Origin of the sequence: Tenacibaculum piscium (assembly GCF_021390755.1) — a bacterium.
GTDB lineage: Bacteria > Bacteroidota > Bacteroidia > Flavobacteriales > Flavobacteriaceae > Polaribacter > Polaribacter piscius.
Window position 1 is genome coordinate 44,849 of sequence record NZ_JAJGWR010000002.1, and the last position, 23,115, is coordinate 67,963.

The following is a 23,115-nucleotide window of genomic DNA, read 5'->3' on the forward strand; positions in this document are numbered from 1 at the left end:
TAATAAATAGAGTAGAATAACTTCGTGATGATAGAAAATAAAGAATTAGACCTTGCCATTCAGTTTATAGAAAAAACAGATAGAAACCTTTTTATCACAGGAAAAGCAGGTACAGGAAAAACTACTTTTTTACATAAAATAAAAAATGAGTCATTAAAAAGAATGGTTATTGTTGCGCCAACAGGTGTTGCTGCAATTAACGCAAAAGGTGTAACAATTCATTCTTTTTTTCAAATGCCCTTTGGACCTATTTTACCAAATCAGATAGAAAAGACTTCGAATCAGCAACGTAAGTTTAATAAAACTAAAATTGATATTATCAGATCTTTAGATTTAGTAATAATCGATGAAATTAGTATGGTTAGAGCTGATTTATTAGATGGAATCGACCAAGTTTTAAGAAAATATAAAAACAGAAATAAAGTTTTTGGCGGTGCACAAGTTTTAATGATTGGCGATTTACAACAATTATCGCCTGTAGTAAGACCAAATGATTGGAGTTTATTAAAAGAACATTATGCATCAGTTTTCTTTTTTAGTAGCAAAGCATTTCAAGAATCAAATACTATAAGCCTCGAATTAAAGAAAATTTATAGGCAAGATAATGATGAATTTATCGAAATTTTAAATGAAATTAGAAACGATTGTTTATCAGAAAAATCAGCAATTATTTTAAATAAAAGATATAATCCTGATTTTGAACCAAAAAAACAAGATGGATATATCACTTTAACAACTCATAATAAAAGAGCAGAGGCGATTAACACGCTAGAATTAGAAAAAATAAAAAAGAAAAGTTTCTTTTTTAAAGCCGATGTTTCTGGTAAGTTCAATGAAAATTCATATCCAAATAGTGATGATTTAGAATTAAAAGTAGGGGCTCAGGTAATGTTTATCAAAAATGATAGTTCTCCTGAAAAAAGATATTTCAATGGTAAAATTGGAGAAATAAGAAAAATTGATGACGATACTATTTATGTAAAATGCCCTAATGATGATTTTGAAATTGAAACTACAAAAGAAATTTGGGAGAATATTACCTATTCAATAGATGAAGAAACGAAAGAAATAAAAGAAGATGTTGCTGGTTCTTTTACTCAAATTCCTTTAAGATTGGCTTGGGCAATTACAATTCATAAAAGTCAAGGTTTAACTTTTGAAAAAGCAATTATTGATGCAGAAGCTTCTTTTGCACATGGTCAAACCTATGTTGCGCTTAGTCGATGCACTAGTTTAGAAGGAATTGTTTTAAAAACAAGAATTGGAAGTAGTTCGATTATTAATGATAGAACAGTCGATTCTTTTAATAAAAAAGTAAATGAAAATGTACCTGATGAAACTGTATTAAGTGAATCAGAAAAAACATATCAACTTAATTTAATTTCAGAATTATTTGATTTTCGTCCTTTTTTATATCCAACAACTAGAGCTATTGAAATTTTTTATCAAAATCAAACTAGCTTAAATGGTATTATGATTAATCATTTAGAAACGATAAAAGATAATGGAATAATTCCATTATTAAAAGTAGCAAATGGTTTTAAAATTCAATTACAGCAACTATCGGAAGCAGCTGTTTTAGCCGAAAATAGCGATGTAATTAATGATCGATTTAGAAAAGCAATTACTTATTTTAAAACTCAAACCGAAGAGTTTATTAAAAAACCATTAAGCGGAATTTCATTTTCAACAGATAATCAAGCGGTTCAAAAAGAGTTAGAAAAGCAGATTTATACACTACATAATTTATTATCAATAAAATTATATTGTTTTCTTAAATTAAAAGATAGTTTTCACGTAAAAGAGTATTTGCAAATTAGAGCGGATGCTATTTTACAAAATGCTGAAAAACCAGTTAAAAAGAAATTAATTTCATCTAGAGATCCTGCTTTAGCAGTAAGTTTACGAGAATTAAGAGATCAAATATCTAAAAAAGAAGGTGTTCCTCACTTTCAAATATTCGCTCAAAAAACGTTGTATGCAATTTGTGATTCTCTTCCACAAACAGCTCAAGAATTATTGAAAGTTGAAGGAATGGGTAAAATTAGAGTGCAAAAATATGGTGGTCAAATTTTAGATACAGTTAGTATTTATTGTAAAAAACAAGGTCTTAAACAGCATATTAAATTAGGCGTTAATAAAGTCGCAGTAAAGAAAAAAGAAGTGAAAATTCCAACAAGAGAAATAACCTATAATTTTTTTAAAGAAGGAATGTCAGCTAAAGAAATAGCTAACAAAAGAGGGTTGACATTAAATACTATTGAAACACATTTAATGAGTTATATCAGTAGTGGAGAAATCGATGTTTTGGATTTGATGCCTGTAAAAAAATATAAAGAATTAGTTGAAATTATTGAAGAAACTGACTTTAAAAGTTTAAGCGAATTGAAGAAAAAAATAGATAAAAATAAATTCTCTTTTTCAGAATTAAAAATGGTCTTGTTTTCATTGAAAATATAATATTTACTTTTAATCTATTTTATAATAAAATAAGTTATCTAAAGTTAATCTATTTGTGACGGAATTTTAACATTAACTTTAGTACCTCTAGGTGTGTTGTATTCGTCTTTTAAATCTTCATAAGAAAGTGTATAATTATCTTTATAAAAATTCTCTAAAATTTGATTTACTAAAGAAATTCCTATTGAATTTTTATACCTTTTTTGTTCTTTTTTTAATTCTTTAGTTTTTTGTCTTCCTATGCCATTATCTGTAATAGCAATGCAGACGTGTTCTTTAGATTGCTTTACATTAATAGTCATTTTTTTATTTTTGACAGAAGCGATTCCATGCCAAATAGCATTTTCTAACAAAGGTTGTAATACAAATGGTGGAGTTTTAATATTTGAAAGAGAGATGTTTTCTGAAATATTAATTTTAAATTCAATATCGTCTTCAAAACGAGCATTTTCAAGCTCAACATATAGTTGTGAATTGTATAGTTCATCTTCTAAAGAAATACTTTTTACCATACTTTTTTCCAGAACTCTCCTTGTAAATTCAGAAAATTTATTTAGATAATCAATAGCATCGTGTTTTTCATTTTTGATGATATAATGTTTTATCGAATTTAAGGCGTTAAAAATAAAATGAGGGTTTAATTGAGAGCGTAATATTTTACTATCTAGGTCTGAAATCTTTTTTTTGGATTGAAGTTGTTTTTGGCGTGTAATAAAATATATAATTATAAAAATGAATGTAATAATTCCGACTCCTATAATCCATAAATTCATAGCATTTTTATGATTCAGCTCATTTATTTCTTGGGTAGCTTCTAATTTGGTAATTCGATTTTTCTTTTTATTAGTTTCATATTTAAGTATCAAGTCGTTAACATATTGTGCTTTTTTATTGGCATTAAATTGCTGTTTTATTTCTACATGTTTCTTATAATGATTTAATGCTTTTTTATGTTGATTTATATCTTGATAATATTCAAAAAAATAATAATGAATATTAACTAATAATGTTTTAAAGGATTCTTTTTGGGCTATTTTTAAACTTTCATTTAAATAGTTATTAGCTAATTTATATTGCTTTGTTTTTAGAAATAAGTGTCCAAAATTAGCTTTAGTACTCGCTATATAAAATTTATTTTTTACAGATAAAGCAATCGGTCTCGCTTGGTCTAAGTAACTTTTTGCTTTTTTATACTTTTTTGCTTTGATATTAATATTAGCTAAGCTGTTATAACAAATCATTCGCCCGAAATGATTGTTTATTTTGGTATCAATTTCTAATGCTTTAAGAACATATTGTTCTGCTTGTTTTATTTTTTCTTGCGCAACTTTAACTTTTGCTATATTTTCATAATTGATAGATTGTGACCACTTATTTTTAGACTTTTTAGCACAACTTAAAGCAGCTTGATAATTTTTAAGAGCTAAAGGATATTGTTCTAAGTAATAATAAATATTTCCAATAGAGTTGTAGGAAACCTCAATACTTCTGAGTATTCCATACGAAGGGTTTTTAATTGCTTCGGCAATTTCTAACGCTTCTTTATTATAATCAATAGCTGTTTTATGGGCATCCATTTTTCGATAATCCACTCCAATCATATTTAAGCAAAAAATAATAAATTCATCGCTTTTTTTAGTTTTTGCTATCGCTAAGGCTCGTTTGTGCGTGGTAACTGCTTTTTCAAATAAAGAATACTTACGGTAATTGTTTCCTAGGTGAATTAACTCATATATTTGACCGAATGCAAAATTATTTTTAGTAAAAATTTTTAAAAGCTCTTTTTGCTTTATCGTATCTTTGCTATGTTTTTTTAATAAGTGATTAATTTCTTTATAAGTGTAGGTTTTATTGTAATCTATATTATCTAAAAATTTTTGACTTTGAATGGTTAGCGTATAAAAAAAACAACTTAAGATTACGTAAAATTTGAAAAATTGCATAATTTTTTTCTGATTTTAAAAATGATTTAAAAGCTCGTTTTTTTTATGACGAGCAACAGGTATTTTTTTATCATTGTCCATAATCAAATAAGCTTCTGTTTTAAAAAATTTTTTAATTTTTTGAAGATTTACGACATATGAATTGTGAGTACGATAAAAAAGCTTAGTATCTAACATACTTGTTACGTCTTTTAAATTTTTACTTAAAAAAATATCTTTTTGATTTTCAATGGTTAAACGAGTATAACTACCATCAGCTTCGGCATAAATAATTTTCTGTACTTCAATAAAAGTTAAACAGCCATCAGTATGCACCGCTATTTTTTTTTTAGTTTGATTATTATTATAATCTAATAAAAAATCTTCAAAAGCATCAATATTTATGGCAGATGATTTACGTTGTTTAATACGCTCTATGGCTTCCTTTAACTGTGAGTTACTAATAGGTTTTAGTAAATAATCATATGCTCCTTTTCTAATCGCTTTTAAAGCATGTTCTCCATAGGCGGTAGTGAAAATAATAGCAAAATCATTGCTTTTTACTTTATCTAAAAAGGTAAATCCATTCATTGAAGGCATTTCTATATCTAAAAAAATAGCATCAATACTATTGGTTTTTAAAAAGGAAATAGCCTCTTTGGGTTCTGTAAATGTTTGTGTAACTATAATATCGTCTTTAAAACTTCCTAATTCCCAAATTAAATTTTCGATAGATTTTAATTCATCATCTACAATAATTACTCGAATCATTTTACATTAAATTTTAAGCTAATTTATTAATTATTTTTTCTAGATATATAACTGAAATTATAATATGACCAATTAAAACTATAACTAGTATAAAATAGTTTATGGTTTGCATTTTACTTTAAAAAAGTGATTCTATAAGGTTTATTAAACAAACTATAAAGATAAACTTACGAACTATAAAATAGGAGTTTTAAAGATTGTTTTATTAACGCAGGTTTGTACTGTATTAATAATTTAATTTTTATAGAAATGAAAAAAAATGTATTCACAATTTTAGCATTATTGGTAACGATAGTAACTTTTAGTCAAACAAAAATAGGAGCAAATTTAGTTTATGGATCAGAATCAGATTTAGGAATTGGAGCTAAGGCTTCGTTTGGTTTATCTGAAGAATTTAAAATTTCGCCAAGTATTAATTACTTTTTTTCTGAAAGTGTGCCAAACGTATCAATTACAACAATGAGCTTTAACGCAGACGCACATTATTTCTTTGAGATACAAGATAAATTTAGCTTGTATCCTTTGGCTGGTATCAATGTGTTTTATACAAGCGTATCTTCATCATACATTACATCGTATTCAGCTTCTTCTAATAGCTTTGGATTAAACTTAGGTGGAGGAATGAACTACCTATTATCTGAAAAACTAACCGCTTTTTCTGAAATAAAATTGATGTTAAATACAGGTAATCAAGTAGTTTTTTGTGCTGGCGTAATGTATAATCTATAAGTATTTATAATTTTTTTAAAACAACAATAATAATGAAAACAATAAAATATATCTCTAAATTTATAGGTCTTATAATAGCGATTACTTTACTAATATCATGTTCTGAAAACAATCAAGAAGATGATTTAATAGACCCAGTATCTGATGGAAATTCATTTTATGAATTAAAAATAAACGGTGTTACTTATGAAAATAAAGCAATATCAAATGCGAGTGCGATTGTTGTAAAAGGTATCGATGAAGAAACTAAAAAAGCGATCAATACAACTTCTGCTTTTATAGAAAATGAACAAATACGTTTTAATGCTGTTATTGTTAAAATAGATGAGCAATTAAAATCTTTAGAAAGTAATCAAGAGGAGTATTCAACAATAATTATTACGTTAAATAATAAAATGTATTTTTCTAAAACAGGAACAATTACCATAAAAAAAGAGAAACCTTATGGTATTTTTAACTTAACGACACATCAAGTAGGGGCAGGAAAAACAGCCATACTTTTTGAATTTTCGGGAACGTTTATAGATGTAAATGAAACTGAAATTTCTATTTCAGGAAAAATTAATATAGCAAAAGAACAAGCTATTTAAAATTCATAAAGATGGGAAAAGCAATGAAATTGATACTTGTACTATTTTTTTTATTTAACTATTCTAAAGCAGATGCACAATTTTGGAAAAAATTAATAAAAAAAGCGGAACAAAAAATTGAGCGAGAAGCAGATAACCGAGCAGAAAAACGGGTAAATAAAAAGATAGATAAAACATTTGATACTGCCGAAAATACAGTAGATGGCAAAATTAAAAAGAAAAAAAATAAGCGACAAACTAAAAATACCAATAATATTGAAAGTTCCCAAACACCAAAAGGTTTTGGGAATATTCAAGGTATTATGAAAATGATGAAGGAAGATGTTCCTATCAAAGAAAAATATACGTTTAATAATACGATAACGGTAAAGCAATTTGGTAAGAATATGCCTTCTGAACCTGTAAAACAATCATTAGGAGATAATGCTTTTTTATCCGAAACGAAAAAAGATAAATTGATAATAGATGTTCAAAGCAACGCTATGATTATAATTAATAAAAGAAAAAAAAAAGCACAGGTTGTGTCTTTAAATATGCTTAAAGCTTTTGAAGGAGTTACTAATAGTGATGAGAAATTTTCGAAACCAATCATAACGAAATTAAGTGATACGAAAATAATTATGGGATATGCATGTAAAGGTACTCAAATTAAGGATCATGATATGATAATTACCCTATGGCATACAAAACAAGTTAATATAGATTCTTCTGTAATGTTTGATTTTGCTTCTAAAATTCCTGGTGCATCAAAAAATATTTCGAAAATTTCATATTATAAAAAACTTGGTTTTGTAATGAAAACAAGCATTTTAACAACTAAAGGAAAACATCAATACGGTTCAGAAGTAATTAATATAGCTAAAAAACCTTTTACTATAAACATAAATAACTATAAAATAGTTAAACCTTAAAGCATATAATCATGAATAAAATAGTTAAGATTTTAAGCTTATTACTGTTATTTATTACAATAATGTCTTGTAGTAGTAATGAAGATCCTACGTCAAAAAAAATAAATATACCAGAAGATGGTACACCGAATCAAGATTATAAAGCATTAAGATTACATATTGATAGTATATATACGGATATAAAAAGTTTTGAAATTCCTAGTAAATTTCCTGGGCTTAATGAAGAGAAAACAAAACGTGTAACTGAATTATTTTCTAAATATAAAGAAGATATTCATAAATATGCAGATTTAATTTTAATACCTGAAAAAACAACAGTAACATCTTCTATCTATGAATATATTTATGATAAAGAGGTTCATAGCTGGGAAAACTCCTCAAATAATCAAATCAATCAGTTTACAATTATAGATAAAACTTATTTAGGTTATGAATTTACATATCAAAATTTGAATAAAGAAGGTAGTATAGTAAGTAAACCTTTAAATGGTATTTTTAGGATTGATGATGATGTTGATTTTATCCTTTATGATGGTATAAAAGAATCTCAGAAAATGAATTGGAGATATTCAAAAAAGAAGTTTTTTTTTGTTATTTATCAAGGTAACAAGAGGTTTGTTGTTGATATATATAAAAAAGGCGAAAATGCTGGGCGTTTAACTGTTTACGATAAAGATATTCATCCTAAAGCTAGTGTAGAGGATTATCTTTGGGACTAAATTTTGAAATTTTATGTATTAAAAACACACCATTCTTTTATAAAAAAATGGTGTGTTTTTAAATATGATTTTTTTATAAATCGAAACCAATATTTACGCCTAATTTATTCGCAATTATAGCGTTTATTCGTTTTTTAACTTCTGGTATTTTTACGCTTTCTAAAACCGTATTAGCAAAGGCATACATTAATAATGCTTTTCCTTCTTTCTTAGGAATTCCACGTTGTTGCATGTAAAATAATGCTTCATCGTCTAATTGCCCAATCGTACAACCGTGCGAACATTTCACATCATCAGCAAAAATTTCTAATTGTGGTTTTGCGTTGATTGTTGCTTTATCACTAATTAAAACATTGTTGTTTTGCTGATACGCATTTGTTTTTTGAGCCTTTTTATCAACAATTACTTTACCGTTGAAAACTGCTGTAGAACGTCCGCCATAAATCCCTTTGTAATCTTGATGAGATTCACAATTAGGTTCAATATGATGCACCAATGTATGATGATCGATATGTTGTTTTCCTTCAGAAATCGTAATTCCTTTTAAAATAGAGTCGATATGTTCTCCTCTTTGATAAAAATTCAAATTATTACGGGTAATATTTCCTCCAAAAGAAAAAGTATGTACAGAAACAATACTGTTCGATTTTTGCTCAATATATACATTATCAATTAATGACGCATTTTCTACATCATTTTGAATTTTATACATATCAACCGTAGCATCTTTAGCCGCATAAACTTCTGTTACCGCATTTGTTAAAACAGGGTTCGATGTTAAACTTTGATGACGCTCAATAATTTGAACATGCGCATTTTGTTCGGCAATAATCAAGTTACGAGGCTGAGTCATTACAGCAACATCATTTTTATCCGTGGTAAAATAAATAATCTGTATCGGCTTTTGTACTTCTACATTTTTAGGAATATAAATATACGCTCCTTCGTTTGCAAATGCCGTATTTAGCGATGTTAAATTATCTTGTTTGGCTATTTTATTGAAATAATTTTCAATAATAGTTTTATATTTCGGTTTGGTCAATGCTGATGACATTAAGCAAACATCAATAGTATCGTGTGTCGTTTCTGATAAGAAAGAACTATATTTTCCGTTGATAAACACAATTTTATAAGTGTCAATATCGTGGATAAAATATTTTTTCACATCGGCTAAATCAATTGCTCCATCCGAGTTTGGAAAAATATTATAATCGTGTTTTAACACTGAATTTAAAGACGTGTATTTCCATGCTTCTAATTTCTTAGTAGGAAATCCTAGTTCTTCAAAATTTTGAAGTGCTTTACTTCTAATATCGTGTACATCACAATTAATATCTTCGCCATTCTCAAAGGCAACATATGAGGCAGTTATTTTGTCTTTTAATTCCATATTTCTTTAAGAATTAACTTCGTCTTTAATCCAATCATATCCTTTAGCTTCTAATTCTAAAGCTAAAGAAGCATCGCCAGATTTTACAATTTGACCATTGTATAAAACGTGAACAAAATCAGGAACGATATAATCTAATAAACGTTGGTAATGTGTAATAACAATTACTGCATTATCTTTCGATTTTAATTTATTAACTCCGTTAGCCACGATACGTAACGCATCGATATCTAAACCAGAATCCGTTTCATCTAAAATGGCTAATTTAGGTTCAAGCATTGCCATTTGAAAAATCTCATTACGTTTCTTTTCTCCACCAGAAAAACCTTGGTTTAAAGAACGAGATAAAAATTTACGGTCAATTTCTAACAATTCTGATTTCTCACGAATCATTTTTAACATATCTTTTGCAGGCATGTCTTCTAAACCTTTGGCTTTACGATTTTCGTTAATTGCCGTTTTTATAAAGTTGGTTACAGAAACTCCAGGAATTTCAACAGGATATTGGAATGATAAAAACACGCCTTTATGCGCTCTTTCATCAGGAGATAACTCGCTAATATCTTCGTTATTTAAGGTTATTTTTCCTTGCGTAACTTCGTATTCTTCTTTTCCTGCGATAACATTTGCTAAGGTACTTTTACCAGCTCCGTTAGGACCCATTATAGCATGGATTTCACCAGCTTTAATTTCTAAATTCAATCCTTTTAAGATTGATTTATCTTCTATGTTAGCGTGTAAGTTTTCTATTTTTAACATGGTAATATATCTTTGTTATTGGCTATTAACCAACGCTTCCTTCTAAACTGATTTCTAATAATTTTTGTGCTTCTACAGCAAATTCCATTGGTAATTTATTCAGTACTTCTTTACTAAATCCGTTTACGATTAATGCAATTGCTTTTTCGGTATCAATTCCACGTTGATTACAGTAAAATAATTGGTCTTCCCCAATTTTACTAGTTGTCGCTTCGTGTTCTATCTGTGCCGATTTGTTTTTCGTTTCAATATATGGAAACGTGTGTGCGCCACATTCATTCCCCATTAATAAAGAATCACATTGAGAAAAGTTACGTGCATTTTCGGCACGTGGTCCTATTTGAACCAATCCTCTATAACTGTTTTGTGATTTTCCTGCGGATATTCCTTTAGAAATAATGGTTGACTTAGTATTTTTACCTAAGTGAATCATTTTAGTTCCTGTATCAGCTTGCTGATAATTATTAGTTACAGCAATTGAATAAAATTCTCCAACAGAATTGTCTCCTTTTAAAATACAACTTGGATATTTCCAAGTAACTGCCGAACCTGTTTCTACTTGTGTCCAAGAAACTTTTGCATTGGTTTCACAGATAGCTCTTTTAGTTACAAAATTGTAAACACCACCTTTTCCTTCTGCATTTCCAGGATACCAGTTTTGAACCGTAGAATATTTAATTTCAGCATCGTCCATGGCAATTAATTCAACAACTGCGGCATGTAACTGATTTTCATCTCTACTAGGAGCAGTACATCCTTCTAAATAAGAAACATAACTTCCTTTGTCGGCAACAACTAAAGTTCTTTCAAATTGTCCTGTTCCTCCTTCGTTAATTCTAAAATACGTTGATAATTCCATCGGGCAACGAACACCTTTTGGGATGTAACAGAAAGATCCATCAGAAAAAACTGCTGAATTTAAGGCCGCATAAAAATTATCGGTAGTAGGAACAACAGTTCCTAAATACTTTCTTACCAATTCAGGATGTTCTTGAATTGCTTCCGAAATAGGCATAAAAATAATTCCTTTTTTACCTAAAGTTTCTCTAAAAGTGGTTGCAACAGAAACTGAATCGACAACAATATCAACCGCTACGTTTGCTAACTTTTTTTGTTCATCTAAAGAAATTCCTAAACGTTTAAAAGTGTCCAATAATTCAGGATCAACTTCGTCTAAACTGTTTAATTTTGGTTTTTCTTTTGGTGCTGAATAATAGGCAATGTCTTGAAATTTTGGTTTTTCGTAATGAACATTTGCCCATTCAGGTTCTTCCATTTTTTTCCAAACTTTAAAGGCTTCTAAACGCCAATCAGTCATCCATTGAGGCTCGTTTTTCTTTTTTGAAATTGCACGAACCACATCTTCATTTAACCCTTTTGCAAAGGTTTCACTTTCTATATCAGTATAAAAACCATATTCATATTCTTTGGTTTTTAACTCTTCTCTTAAATCGTCTTCGGTATACTTGCTCATAAGTGAGTTGTAATTTTATAAAGAAAAACTTTCGCCACAACCACAGGTGCGATTTGCATTCGGGTTATTAAAAACAAAACCTTTTCCGTTTAAACCTCCAGAATACTCTAAAGTAGTTCCTACAAGGTATAAAAAACTTTTTTTATCAACAACAATTTTTATGTTGTTCTCTTCGAAAATTTTATCGTTTTCTTGGGTGCTTTTGTCAAAAGTTAAGTCGTACGATAATCCTGAACAACCACCACTTTTTACGCCAACACGTACAAAATCTACTGTAGCATCAAAGCCGTCATCCGTCATTAATTCAATAACCTTCTTTTTTGCTGTTTCTGAAACTTTTATCATATTTTTAGTGGTTTAACTATAAATAAGTTGCAAATATACTTACAAAATATGATTTTTATCAGCTTTTTAATCAATAAACTATGTAATTTTACACGAGCCTTTTTCTTAAAAAGTAACATCAAAATTAAACATAAATAAAATCAAACATAAACGGTACAATGCTAAAACAATTATTCGTGTTTTTTATTTCTATTAGTTTTTTTTCGATATCAGCACAGCTTCAAAATACATCTCAGGATAAATATCAAAATTTAAAAGATAAAACAACAACCGATTTCTTTAAACTAAAAACAAAACCCGATACCAAAGAAAAAGTAGATGCACTTCTTCTATTATTTAAAAAATCTGCCATCAAAAAATATGTGGATTATAGCATCGCCGAAGAAGCAATCAAAACCGCTCGGAAAATTTATTATGTTGATGGAATTGCTAAAGGATACAGTAGAATTGGCGTTACAGCTCGCTATCAACAAGAGTATTATAAATCGATAGAAAATCATAAAAATGCTTTAAATTATTTTCAAAAATCGACAGATACACTCGCTAAAGTGAAATGTTTGAATAGTTTGGGTGTTACTTATCGAAAAATAAATTTAGAAAAACAAGCCTTTAAATACTATTTTGAAGCCTACGGTTTAGCCGATAAAATAAAAAGTGATAGAAGTAAATCAATAGCTTTAAACGGAATTGGAAATGTTTTTTCAAATATAAATGAACATCAAAAAGCATTGTATTATTTTAAAGAAGCCTTGAAAATTGAAGAAAAAAACAACAACGAAAGAGGCATCGAATACGGTCTTGCAAATATCGGTGAATCATTTATTTATTTAAAATCGTACGATTCTGCCTACGTTTATTTAGAAAAAGCAATTTTATTATCAACAAAAAACAAACGAAAAGATAGTAAAGCTATCAAATTAAACCTTTTAGGACTTTTATATCAAAAGAAAAAAGAATACAAAAAAGCAAATAGTTATTATAATCAAGCAAAAAATATTTTTGAAAAAACAAAAAACATTCGATATTTAAGTAATACTAAAATTAATATCGGAATTAATAATTGCTACTTAAATAAACGAAAAATTGCCTTGTCTTTTATCGAATCAGGATTAAATGACGCTATAAAAATAGATTCCAAAGAAAATATTTTATTAGGATATAACGCACTTTCTAATTTCTATATCAAAAGTGAAAAATATAAAAAAGCCTTAGAAATTAATCGAAAAGCAACCGCACTAAAAGATACAATGCTTAATGAAGCTTCTCAAAAAAGTATCATCAGCTCTCAAGTTGCCTACGAAACTTACGAAAAAGATAAGAAAATAAAACAACTCGATAGCGATAATCAAAAAAATCAACAAAAAGCAAAAAATAATTTCAATAAATTATTATACGGAGGTATTTTAGTCGCAATTATTTTTATTGGAGCAACCATTCTTTTTATTTTAGATAGAAAAAATACTGACCTTAAATTACAAAATGCGAATAAAGATATTCAAAATTATGTGTTGCAATTAAATGAGTTGAAAAATAACGTGTCAAACGCTAAAAGAGTATCGGTAGAAGATAGAATTTCTTTGTTAGATTTGACAAAAAGAGAAGCCGAAGTGTTGCAACTTATCGTAAAAGGATACCAAAATACGGATATTTCTAAAGAATTATTTATTTCCGCAAATACCGTCAAAACACATATTAAAAATATCTACGTAAAATTAGATGTAAAAAATAGAGTGCAAGTAATTAAAAAAGTAGTGGTTTAAAAAAGTAGTGTGGCAAGGGGTTAAAACCCCTTGTTGAAAAATAGTATTTAAATAAATTAAAAATCATACAGAAAAATAATTTTTTCGGTATGATTTTTTTTTAGCCCTTTATTTTAGGGAGGTTTTTAACTAAAATCACCCGAATAGGTGATGTAAATCGCCCGTAAAAATGAACTAAAAAAGTAAGGTTGTCGCTAGTTTTGTAGTCGTAAAACGAACTCAAAATTATGCGATTATGAAAACACTAATTACATCAAAAAGTATTTTTAAAGTGATGCTTTTTTTCGGTTTTATGCTCTTTTTTCCTCAAAAATCGAATGCTCAATTCTTTAAGAAATTATTGAAAAAAGCAGAAAATAAAATTGAAAGAGAAGCAGAAAAACGTTCAGAAAGAAGAATCAATAAAAAAATTGATAAAGAATTCGATAAAGTAGAAGATAAAATTGATGGCAAAAAGAAACCCGAAAATCAGCCAGAAAATCAAAAAAATAAAACGACTGAAAATGATAAAAAAGTATCAGTAAAACCATCGGAAGAAGTAACCGAAAAACCCAAAAAAAGAACGGTAATCTGGAATAAATTCGATTTCGTGTCTGGTGATACCGTAATTTTTGAAGACAATCCAAGTACATCCGAAGAAAATGGCGAATTTCCTAGCCATTGGGATTTATATAAAGGAGGAGCAGAAATAGCCGAAGTTGATGGAAAATCTGTAATCACCTTTATTACAGACATCGGAAATATGCACAGCAAAGGAATTGTTCCGTATTTAAAAGATGCTGAAAAAGATTATTTACCCGAAATTTTTACTATCGAATTTGATGCCTTTTTTAATCCGAATGTATATAACGAACGCTATTATGTAACATTTTATGATAAAAAAAATCAATCGAGAAATGGGATTTCACAACTAACAATTTATGTGAATCAAGTAAGAATGAAGGATAGCGAGGGAGCTTTATCAGAAAAAGCCCGTTCAAATCTTGATAAAATTGCGGGTTGGAGACACGTATCAATAGCTTACACAAAAGGGAAATTTAAAGTTTATTTAGAAGATGAACGATTAATAAATATTCCACATTTAAAAGGAAATCCGACAGGATTAACAATGACGGCAGGTTCGAAAGGAATGTATATCAAAAATATTCGTATCGCAAAAGGTGGCGTAAAATATTATGACAGAGTTTTATCCGAAGGAAAAATAATTGTAAACGGAATTAAATTCGATGTGAATAAAGTTACTCTTAAACGTGAAAGTATGGGACCTATCAATAAAATTTTTCAATTGATGAGAAAACAACCCGATTTGAAATTTAGCATCGAAGGACATACCGATACTGATGGCGATTCTGAAAATAATCAAAAATTATCGGAAGGAAGAGCCAAAACCGTTAAAAATAAATTAATCAGCATGGGAATTTCTGCAAGCAGATTAAAAAGTAAAGGTTTCGGAGAATCAAAACCACTAGATAACAACAATACATCCGAAGGAAAAGCAAACAATAGAAGAGTCGAATTTGTGAAATTTTAATCGTTTTAAAATCAATAAAAATGAACATAAAAAAATGAAAGCAATACTAACAAGCCTGCTTATTATTATCAGTATGATGAGCTGTAAGGGCAATGAGAAAAATCAAAAAAACACTGATAATCAGCAGAAAACGATAAAAAGATACAATTTATCCGAAGGAAAAATAACCTATAAAACAACCATTTCAGGTAAAATTATGGGCGGAAAAATACAAGGAAACGGAATAGAAACACGCTATTTTAAAAACTGGGGAACTGTGGAATTAGTAGAAATAAAAAATACGCAAACGACCACGATAAGTATTCTAGGAAACAAACAAGTAACCACGGATAATCATCATAGTATTAGTAAGCTAGATAACGGTGAAAGCTATACTGTAGATTTTGAAAATCAAAAAATATACGCCAATAGAAGCCCTGTTATGGATGTCATAAAAACCCTAGAACCAAATGCCAATGCCGAAAAAATAGGCAAAAAAATGCTTGAAAGTATCGGAGGAAAAGAAATAGGAAAAGAAAAAATAAACGGCGTTTTATGTGATGTTTGGGAAATCCCTGGAGGAAAACAATGGATGTACAAAGGCGTGGTTTTGAAATCGGTAATTACATTAATTGGAGTTACTACAACAACCGAAGTTGTTACGATGAGTTTTAATCAGAATCCGCCAGAAAAAGCGTTTAAACTTCCTGATTTTCCAATAGAAAAACAACAAGGTTTTTTAACAAATATTGAATTTGATCAGGAAATGAAAGGCGATGTCGATGATATGAAAAAAGAACTCGCCAAAATGAAAAATATGTCTTTTAAAGAATGGAAATATCAAGCAACTAAAAATGATGCCGAAATGAGAGAAATGAGCGATGAAGAATTACGCAAAATTTATGATATGATTCAAAAAATGATGCCCAAATAATTCTTCAAAAAAAAATAAAAAAACTTTTAAATAATTCTTAAAAATAAATAACATGAAAAAATTACTTACAGCAACAATTATCTTAATAACACTAATCGTAACATTTTCATCTTGTAGTAAAGATGATAATTTAGAAAGTAAAGACATTAAACGATATAATGTTGAATCTGGAATAATAAAATATGTAACAACAATATCGGGAACAGTTGCAAGTGGAACTGTAAATGGTTCAGGAACGTCTCAATTATATTTTGATAATTGGGGTGCAAAAGAACTTAAAAATGAGCAAAGTACTACAACAACTGTCGTTATAATTCCTATTTCTAATCAGAAAATTACAGATGTTAGTACCACTCATAATACTTATAAAATCGATAATGAAATGATTTATACAGTCGATTATGATACTAAAACAATTTTCACAAAATCAGACCCGCTAATAGAACTTATGCGTTTGAATGATTATGACGCTCTTGAAGCAGGTAGAAAAATGCTGATTTCAATGGGAGGAACACAATCTGAAAATGAAGAGTTTAAAGGGTATGATTGTGAAATATGGACTGCTTTAGGCTCGAAACAATGGATTTATAAAGGAATTACTCTTAAAATAGTTTCAACAATTGGCGGTATTATAACCACGCAAGAAGCAACAGATATTAAGTTCGATGTATCTGTAAATGAAAGCTATTTTAAATTACCAGATTATACGCATAAAAATATTGATGAGCTGTAAATCATATTGATATAATTAATCCTTTAGGAGATAATTTTATTAAAAATAAATATCAAAAAAAATGCAACAAAAAATAATCGTAGTATTTGTCTTACTGATGTCTTTAGCTTCTTTAACAGCCGAAGCACAAGATTTAGTTTCAGGAAATTGGAAGCTTACAAAAGTAGAAGATCAAGGAATTATTAATGAGGTTAATACCGAATTTACGTTCTCTAAAGAAGGGAAAATTATGGAGCGTGGAAGGGAATTTGGTCAGTGGGAAATTAAGCCAAATAAAAAAGAAATTGTGTTGAAATCTTCTTTTTCAGAGGATGAATTTAATGGCACACACAAAATAAGTAAACTGACTAAAAAAGAATTTATTTTCTCTAAAAAGCAAATGCGTTACTTTTTTAAGAAAATTGATTTAAAAGCAATTTCAAAAGGCAATAAAAAATCAAAATTAATGGGAACTTGGAAATTAAATCATAAAGATTTTGATGATTTATTTCTGATATTAAAATTACCGAACAATTTTATTTTTGTAAGTGCTAGCCCAAATTCAGTAAGTTCAGAAAAAGGAACATGGGAATATTTGCGAAAAACAAAAGAGTTAAGTCTTCAAGGAACTCGTGGGATTTTAAAAGGAAAAAGTAGGGTAAAAGATGTTTCTGATAATTTTTTAGCCCTAATAAGACCGCAAGAAACCTTGTTTTTTGATAACGTAAATTTTGATAAAAATCCGATTCAATGGCTCGATTTTAAATCAGAAGATTTAATGTCAGAAGAAAATCAACAAGAAAATCAGCAACAAAATAATCAAGAAAACGAAGCAGAAAAACTGCCAAAAGCATGGAGAAATCAACAGAATTTTAATGAAAATTTAGCCAATTTTAAAAGTCTAGAATATAAATACGCAACTTATGTAAAAGAAGCTGAAGCTTTTCGATTTTCAAAAATTTGTAAAAATATTACGATAAATAAAGAAGAGCAAAGCGTTTCAATTGCTAATAAATTGATAACAAAATACGATACCATTCAAACTTCAGAAAATTATAAAGGAAATATGGTAAATCGGTACAATTCTTTTTTTCCTGAAAAAACGCCCGATTATTATAAAATTATCGGAAAAGAAACTATAAATAATCAAAATTGTACCGTCGTAATAGGCGTTTTAGGCGATGAAAAAATAAAATATTGGATGATTGATAACAGTCCTGGTGTGTATGCTAAAATTATCAAACAAACGACTGATACCTTTTTTAATGAAACAACATATACTATCGAAACGTTAACGAAATCAATAAAAAAATAATAAAAAAACAATCAAAATTATGAAAACAACAACACTTTTTATCGCAATTTTTACGACACTTTTAGCCGTGTTTTCAACCACAAAAACACAAGCTCAAACAAAAGATGGAACTTTTTTAGCAGGTGCAGGAATTGGATATGCTTCAGAAATTAATTCTTTAGGATTGTCAGCAAAAGGAGTTTATATTATTAACGAACAATGGGAAGCAGCGGCATCATTTACGTATTTTTTACCAAAAAAAACCTACGGTTTTGACTTAAAATGGTACTCTTTTGACGTAGATGCTCATTATGTTTTTTCATCAAAAGATAAAACAACTTTTTATGGTTTGGCAGGAATTAATGCCTTAATGGTAAATGTTCCAACCTTCGATTTTGAGGGCGATTATGACGATATTTACGATGATATTTCTGACGATTCTCAAAATATTTATGAGGAATATAATAAAGACTATAATAAAAATTATAATGCCAAAGAAACAAGCTCTACAACAACCGATTTTGGCGTAAATATAGGGGCAGGAGCTCGTTACGAAATTTCAAAATCAATATCTTTAGTAGGCGAAGCAAAATATACGATTACAACAGGTGGTTTTTTTCAAATAGGAGCAGGAGTTTTATTTGCTTTTTAATGAAGTTTTTATCCTAAAAAAAAGAGTTAATTAAAAATAAAACAGGAGTTGCTTAAAAACAATTCCTGTTTTTTTTGATGAAAATTATTGCGAAATAGCTCCCAAACTAAAAACGCCTTTTTTACCATTTTCAAACATTATTTTTTGAGCTTCATAGTTTTTTGTTAAATCAGTATTTAATTCATTCAAATTCCAGTTTTTAGGATTTTTAAACCATTCTGCAATATTCATTTTGATTTCAATAGTCGCGTCATTTTTAATTGAAATCACACCCAATTCTACCGAAAAAGAACTCTCTTCTGTTTTGTTGGTTTTCGGATTAAATGTATGTATCATATCATAATTAAACTTGGAATAAACGTTAGTACTATCTAAATAAGTTCCGCTCATTTTTATCAAATGATAATCGCTGTTTAATTTGTCTGATTTGTCTGATTTTTTTGTATCAATATCATTTAAAGCTGTTCCAAAAGTCATCGATACTTTATAAATTCCTTCGGATATTTTCTCTGATAAACTGGGTGTTAAACTTTTTGAATCTTCTAAATTTACTAAATAATGTGTTTTAAAAATGGTAGAATCGCCACCCGCATCAGTAAAAATAATTTTCGAAATTACATAGCGTAAACTATCAATTGTAAGTTTTGTTCCTAATTTATTCGTGAATTTGGTGCGACTCAAATCTTCCGAAGTTACAGGTGTTTCATCCCAATTTTGAGTAAAATTAAGTTTGATAGTGGCGTGTTTAATTAATTCGTCATCATCGGTACTACAAGAAAAAAATACGGCACTTATAATAAATAAAAAAAAATATTTCATTCGGATATTATTTAGGTTTTAAAAGTCAAAAAAAAGTTAATAAAAAAATCAATAAAAGAGCATCAAAGATAATTAAATACTTGTTGTTATCTTTGCCAGATGTTAGAAGATAAAAATCAAGAAAGAACCTCATTAGCTGAATTAGGAGAATTTGGATTAATAAACCATTTAACCGAGCATTTTAAGCTGTACAATTCATCAACAACAAAAGGAATTGGAGACGATGCTGCGGTCATTAGCGCATCAGAAAAAGAACGCTTAATAACTACCGATTTATTGATTGAAGGCGTGCATTTTGATTTAAGCTACATGCCTTTAAAACACTTAGGATATAAAGCCGTTATGGTGAATTTATCAGATGTGTATGCGATGAATGGTGTTGCCGAACAAATTACGGTTTCCATAGCGGTTTCAAACCGTTTTCCGTTAGAAGCTTTGGAAGAATTATATGCAGGAATTCAACTTGCGTGTGACACGTATAAAGTAGATTTAATTGGCGGTGATACGACATCATCAACCAAAGGAATGTTGCTTTCGATTACTGCAATTGGAACAGCGAATAAAGAAGAAATCGTGTATCGAAATGGCGCAAAACCAACGGATTTAATTGTGGTTTCAGGAGATTTAGGAGGCGCGTATTTAGGATTACAAGTTTTAGAAAGAGAGAAACAAGTATTTCAAGTAAATCCAGAAAGTCAGCCAGATTTAGACGCTTATACGTATTTAATTGAACGTCAATTAAAACCAGAAGCACGTAAAGATATTGTCGAATTATTGAAAGAATTGGACGTGAAACCAACTGCTATGATTGATATTTCTGATGGATTATCTTCGGAAATAATGCACATTTGTACGCAAAGTAAAACGGGTTGTAAAATTTATGAAGATAAATTACCGCTAGATCCACAAGTTATTTCAACATCCGAAGAATTTAATATGGATAGCACGATGATTGCATTAAGTGGTGGCGAAGATTATGAACTCCTTTTTACAGTTCCAATTGCCGATTTTGAAAAAATTAAATCAAATCCAAACTTATCAATTATTGGGCACGTTGTAGAACAAAATCAAGGAATGAATCTTGTAACACGTGCCGATCAAGAAATTGAACTAAAAGCACAAGGATGGAATACTTTTAAACAAGGTGCTCAAGAATAAATACAAAATATATCAATATATTATAAACCATACTTTTTAGAAGTGTGGTTTTTTTTGCCATTTTTTTAAAGAATATAAAAATAATAAATTGAAGCAATTTCCCGCTTTCTGCACTCGCTCTTTTTTGAAGAAAAATCAAAAAAGGAGCTCAAACAAATGCGTCAATCGGGGCTAGGCATTTGATTTATCTATTTATTTCAAATATATTTTTATCATTCTTGCCTTCAAAGTATTATTAGATACGGTACGAGCGTGACGCTCGCACTAGCAATGAAAAATGCTAGCGCAAGCATCTTGCTTGTGCCGTCAAATAAAAATAGAACTGAGTTTCTTTTTAGTCTTAAAAAGTATAAAAAGCAATAGTTAAGGAAATAATTAGAGTAAAAATAACCCTAAAAATCAATAGAAAATAGCTTAAAACCAAGCTATCAAAAAACAAAAAAAATAATCTGTTGAAAAAAGATAAACACTAGTAGTTTAGATTTTTATCTTGTAAATATTGCTATTTGTCTATAAGGAAAATTAAAAAATAAAATATTTTTTTATAAAAAAAATAAAAATGGCGTAAAAATTGTATATTAGTAATCAGAAGTAAAACTATTTATTAACTAAAAAAAACAAAAAGAAAATGGGAATTTTTTCATTTATTAAAAACGCTGGAGCTAAAGTATTTGGTGTAGGAAAAACAACGGAAGAAGAAGCGGTTGAAAAATCTGCAAAATTAGTAGATGCTGTAAATACGCTAGAATTACCTGTTGAAAATTTAGCAATCGTTATAGACGAAGACAAAGCAACTATTTCTGGAGAAGCAGCTGATTTAGCAACCAAAGAAAAAGTTATTTTAGTAGTAGGAAATACTAATGGAATTGGTTCTGTTGAAGACAATATGACCGTTGCACCTGTTGAGGTTGTAGCAGAAGTAGAAGTTGTTGAAGAAATAATGGCACAATTTCATACCGTAGGAAGTGGAGATACTTTAGGGAAAATAGCAAAAGAATTTTATGGTGATCCAATGAAATATACCGTAATTTTTGAAGCAAACAAACCAATGTTATCACATCCTGATAAAATTTATCCTGGACAAGTATTAAGAGTTCCTGCTTTAATTGATTAATTAAAAGGAATTTATAGATAAAATCTAACGTAATTTAGAGAAGAAAAGCACTACAAACGTAGTGCTTTTTTACGTCCAAAAATTCAAGAATAAACCGCATCTTTGTAGCTTTTTAAACAGATTAGAAGTATCCTGAAAAAGTATCTCAAAAAATATTAAAATGAATCAAAGAACACTGGCTTTAATAGCATTATCAGTAGCTACGCTCATTTATGGGGTTACCTTTACCATCGCAAAAGAAGTGATGCCAATGTATATTAAACCATTTGGATTTATCGTAATTCGAGTAGGAGGTGCGGCTATCGTTTTTTGGACGCTAGGTCTTTTTATCAATAAAAAATCAACTGAAACAGCAAGAAAAATAGTAATTGAAAAATCAGATTATAAAAAAATAAGTATCGCCGCCTTTTTTGGAGTTGGGTTAAATATGCTTACTTTTTTTAAAGGATTAAGCTACACAACGCCAATCAGTGCTTCGGTAATGATGGTTACAGCACCCATTTTAGTCTTGATTTTTTCGAGTATTATCCTAAAAGAACGCTTAGTTTTACAGAAAATAATCGGTATTATCATAGGACTAATCGGTGCAATTATTTTAATCGTTTACGGAAGTACCTCCGATGGTGCAACCAAAAATATGATGTTCGGTAATTTTTTAGTATTTATTAACGCTGCTTCTTACGGAATGTACTTAGTACAAGTGAAAAAAATAATAGGAAAATACCATCCAATTGTATTTGTAAAATGGCTCTATTTATTCGGTTTAATATTCGTTTTACCCTTCGGATTTTTAGAATTAATCGAAATTCAATGGCAAGTAATGCCAATATCAATCTACTTAAAAGCAGGTTTTGTCGTACTATTCACTACCTGTATTACGTATTTATGTAATTTATTTGCCCTAGTAAGATTAAAACCAACAACCGTAAGCGTTTTTATCTATTTACAACCAGTAATCGCAGCTATTTACGCCTTGTTGGTCGGAAGCGATAGTTTCGATACCGTTAAAATAATGGCAACATTATTGATATTTTTAGGTGTGTTTTTAGTATCAAAACAAGTAGTTTCGGTTAAAAATAAATAACAGTATCT

The 23,115-nt window shown here is 28.9% G+C and carries 21 protein-coding genes; 14 read left to right on the top strand and 7 right to left on the bottom strand.

Translation table 11 applies throughout. The annotated features are described in order from the left end of the window. Positions 1–27 precede the first annotated feature (27 nt). Complete coding sequence (locus L0U72_RS04190; protein ID WP_233898501.1) at positions 28–2,460, top strand: helix-turn-helix domain-containing protein; 2,433 nt, start codon at positions 28–30, stop codon at positions 2,458–2,460. Between the two features lie 44 nt (positions 2,461–2,504). On the opposite strand, the gene L0U72_RS04195 is transcribed toward L0U72_RS04190, so the two are convergent. Next, positions 2,505–4,403, bottom strand: a complete 1,899-nt coding sequence (locus L0U72_RS04195; RefSeq protein WP_233898502.1) for a tetratricopeptide repeat protein — start codon at positions 4,401–4,403, stop codon at positions 2,505–2,507. A 15-nt stretch (positions 4,404–4,418) separates the two neighbouring features. Continuing rightward, positions 4,419–5,153: a LytR/AlgR family response regulator transcription factor gene (locus tag L0U72_RS04200; protein ID WP_233884672.1), complete on the bottom strand. Its 735-nt coding sequence runs from the start codon at positions 5,151–5,153 to the stop codon at positions 4,419–4,421. A 249-nt stretch (positions 5,154–5,402) separates the two neighbouring features. Between L0U72_RS04200 and L0U72_RS04205 the strand changes: the two genes are divergently transcribed. The 4 genes from L0U72_RS04205 to L0U72_RS04220 are packed head-to-tail and all read left to right on the top strand — an operon-like array spanning position 5,403 to position 8,102. Beyond that, positions 5,403–5,882 (top strand): outer membrane beta-barrel protein, encoded by a 480-nt coding sequence (locus L0U72_RS04205; RefSeq protein ID WP_101917827.1) that lies wholly within the window; start codon positions 5,403–5,405, stop codon positions 5,880–5,882. Between the two features lie 32 nt (positions 5,883–5,914). Continuing rightward, entirely contained in the window at positions 5,915–6,472 is a 558-nt protein-coding gene (locus tag L0U72_RS04210) for a hypothetical protein (protein WP_233898503.1), read from the top strand. 11 nt (positions 6,473–6,483) lie between these two features. Further along, positions 6,484–7,383 carry a DUF4412 domain-containing protein gene (locus tag L0U72_RS04215; protein ID WP_233898504.1) on the top strand — a complete coding sequence of 300 codons (900 nt, stop codon included), beginning with the start codon at positions 6,484–6,486 and terminating at the stop codon, positions 7,381–7,383. Between the two features lie 11 nt (positions 7,384–7,394). Then, positions 7,395–8,102, top strand: a complete 708-nt coding sequence (locus L0U72_RS04220) for a hypothetical protein (protein WP_233898505.1) — start codon at positions 7,395–7,397, stop codon at positions 8,100–8,102. A gap of 73 nt (positions 8,103–8,175) precedes the next feature. On the opposite strand, the gene sufD is transcribed toward L0U72_RS04220, so the two are convergent. From sufD to L0U72_RS04240, 4 genes are read right to left on the bottom strand one after another with little or no spacing between them, the layout of a single operon-like run. Then, on the bottom strand, positions 8,176–9,492 hold the full coding sequence (sufD, locus tag L0U72_RS04225) for a Fe-S cluster assembly protein SufD (RefSeq protein ID WP_233898506.1): 1,317 nt from the start codon (positions 9,490–9,492) through the stop codon (positions 8,176–8,178). Positions 9,493–9,498: 6 nt separating this feature from the next. Next, positions 9,499–10,251 (bottom strand): Fe-S cluster assembly ATPase SufC, encoded by a 753-nt coding sequence (gene sufC, locus L0U72_RS04230; protein ID WP_101917822.1) that lies wholly within the window; start codon positions 10,249–10,251, stop codon positions 9,499–9,501. A gap of 25 nt (positions 10,252–10,276) precedes the next feature. After that, the gene (sufB, locus tag L0U72_RS04235) at positions 10,277–11,725 is read right to left on the bottom strand and encodes a Fe-S cluster assembly protein SufB (protein WP_233898507.1); all 1,449 of its coding nucleotides are present in this window, start codon (positions 11,723–11,725) and stop codon (positions 10,277–10,279) included. Between the two features lie 15 nt (positions 11,726–11,740). Continuing rightward, positions 11,741–12,070 (bottom strand): HesB/IscA family protein, encoded by a 330-nt coding sequence (locus L0U72_RS04240; RefSeq protein ID WP_101917820.1) that lies wholly within the window; start codon positions 12,068–12,070, stop codon positions 11,741–11,743. Between the two features lie 158 nt (positions 12,071–12,228). Between L0U72_RS04240 and L0U72_RS11775 the strand changes: the two genes are divergently transcribed. The 6 genes from L0U72_RS11775 to L0U72_RS04275 all read left to right on the top strand — a co-directional run bounded on the left by L0U72_RS11775 (position 12,229) and on the right by L0U72_RS04275 (position 18,932). Next, a complete protein-coding gene (locus tag L0U72_RS11775; RefSeq protein WP_317206238.1) occupies positions 12,229–13,830 on the top strand; it encodes a LuxR C-terminal-related transcriptional regulator in 1,602 nt (533 codons plus the stop codon). A gap of 235 nt (positions 13,831–14,065) precedes the next feature. Beyond that, complete coding sequence (locus L0U72_RS04255; RefSeq protein ID WP_233898508.1) at positions 14,066–15,361, top strand: OmpA family protein; 1,296 nt, start codon at positions 14,066–14,068, stop codon at positions 15,359–15,361. Positions 15,362–15,395: 34 nt separating this feature from the next. Then, positions 15,396–16,274: a hypothetical protein gene (locus L0U72_RS04260; protein ID WP_233898509.1), complete on the top strand. Its 879-nt coding sequence runs from the start codon at positions 15,396–15,398 to the stop codon at positions 16,272–16,274. Positions 16,275–16,326: 52 nt separating this feature from the next. Then, positions 16,327–17,007 carry a hypothetical protein gene (locus L0U72_RS04265; protein ID WP_233898510.1) on the top strand — a complete coding sequence of 227 codons (681 nt, stop codon included), beginning with the start codon at positions 16,327–16,329 and terminating at the stop codon, positions 17,005–17,007. A gap of 61 nt (positions 17,008–17,068) precedes the next feature. Continuing rightward, on the top strand, positions 17,069–18,301 hold the full coding sequence (locus tag L0U72_RS04270) for an META domain-containing protein (protein ID WP_233898511.1): 1,233 nt from the start codon (positions 17,069–17,071) through the stop codon (positions 18,299–18,301). 19 nt (positions 18,302–18,320) lie between these two features. Continuing rightward, positions 18,321–18,932, top strand: a complete 612-nt coding sequence (locus L0U72_RS04275; RefSeq protein WP_233897917.1) for an outer membrane protein — start codon at positions 18,321–18,323, stop codon at positions 18,930–18,932. An 84-nt stretch (positions 18,933–19,016) separates the two neighbouring features. On the opposite strand, the gene L0U72_RS04280 is transcribed toward L0U72_RS04275, so the two are convergent. Beyond that, entirely contained in the window at positions 19,017–19,751 is a 735-nt protein-coding gene (locus L0U72_RS04280; protein WP_233861096.1) for an MbnP family protein, read from the bottom strand. Positions 19,752–19,850: 99 nt separating this feature from the next. Between L0U72_RS04280 and thiL the strand changes: the two genes are divergently transcribed. The 3 genes from thiL to L0U72_RS04295 all read left to right on the top strand — a co-directional run bounded on the left by thiL (position 19,851) and on the right by L0U72_RS04295 (position 23,107). Next, the gene (thiL, locus tag L0U72_RS04285) at positions 19,851–20,909 is read left to right on the top strand and encodes a thiamine-phosphate kinase (protein WP_233897916.1); all 1,059 of its coding nucleotides are present in this window, start codon (positions 19,851–19,853) and stop codon (positions 20,907–20,909) included. 628 nt (positions 20,910–21,537) lie between these two features. After that, positions 21,538–22,023: a peptidoglycan-binding protein LysM gene (gene lysM, locus L0U72_RS04290; RefSeq protein WP_233898512.1), complete on the top strand. Its 486-nt coding sequence runs from the start codon at positions 21,538–21,540 to the stop codon at positions 22,021–22,023. A gap of 160 nt (positions 22,024–22,183) precedes the next feature. Further along, positions 22,184–23,107: a DMT family transporter gene (locus tag L0U72_RS04295; RefSeq protein ID WP_101917809.1), complete on the top strand. Its 924-nt coding sequence runs from the start codon at positions 22,184–22,186 to the stop codon at positions 23,105–23,107. Positions 23,108–23,115: the final 8 nt, after the last annotated feature.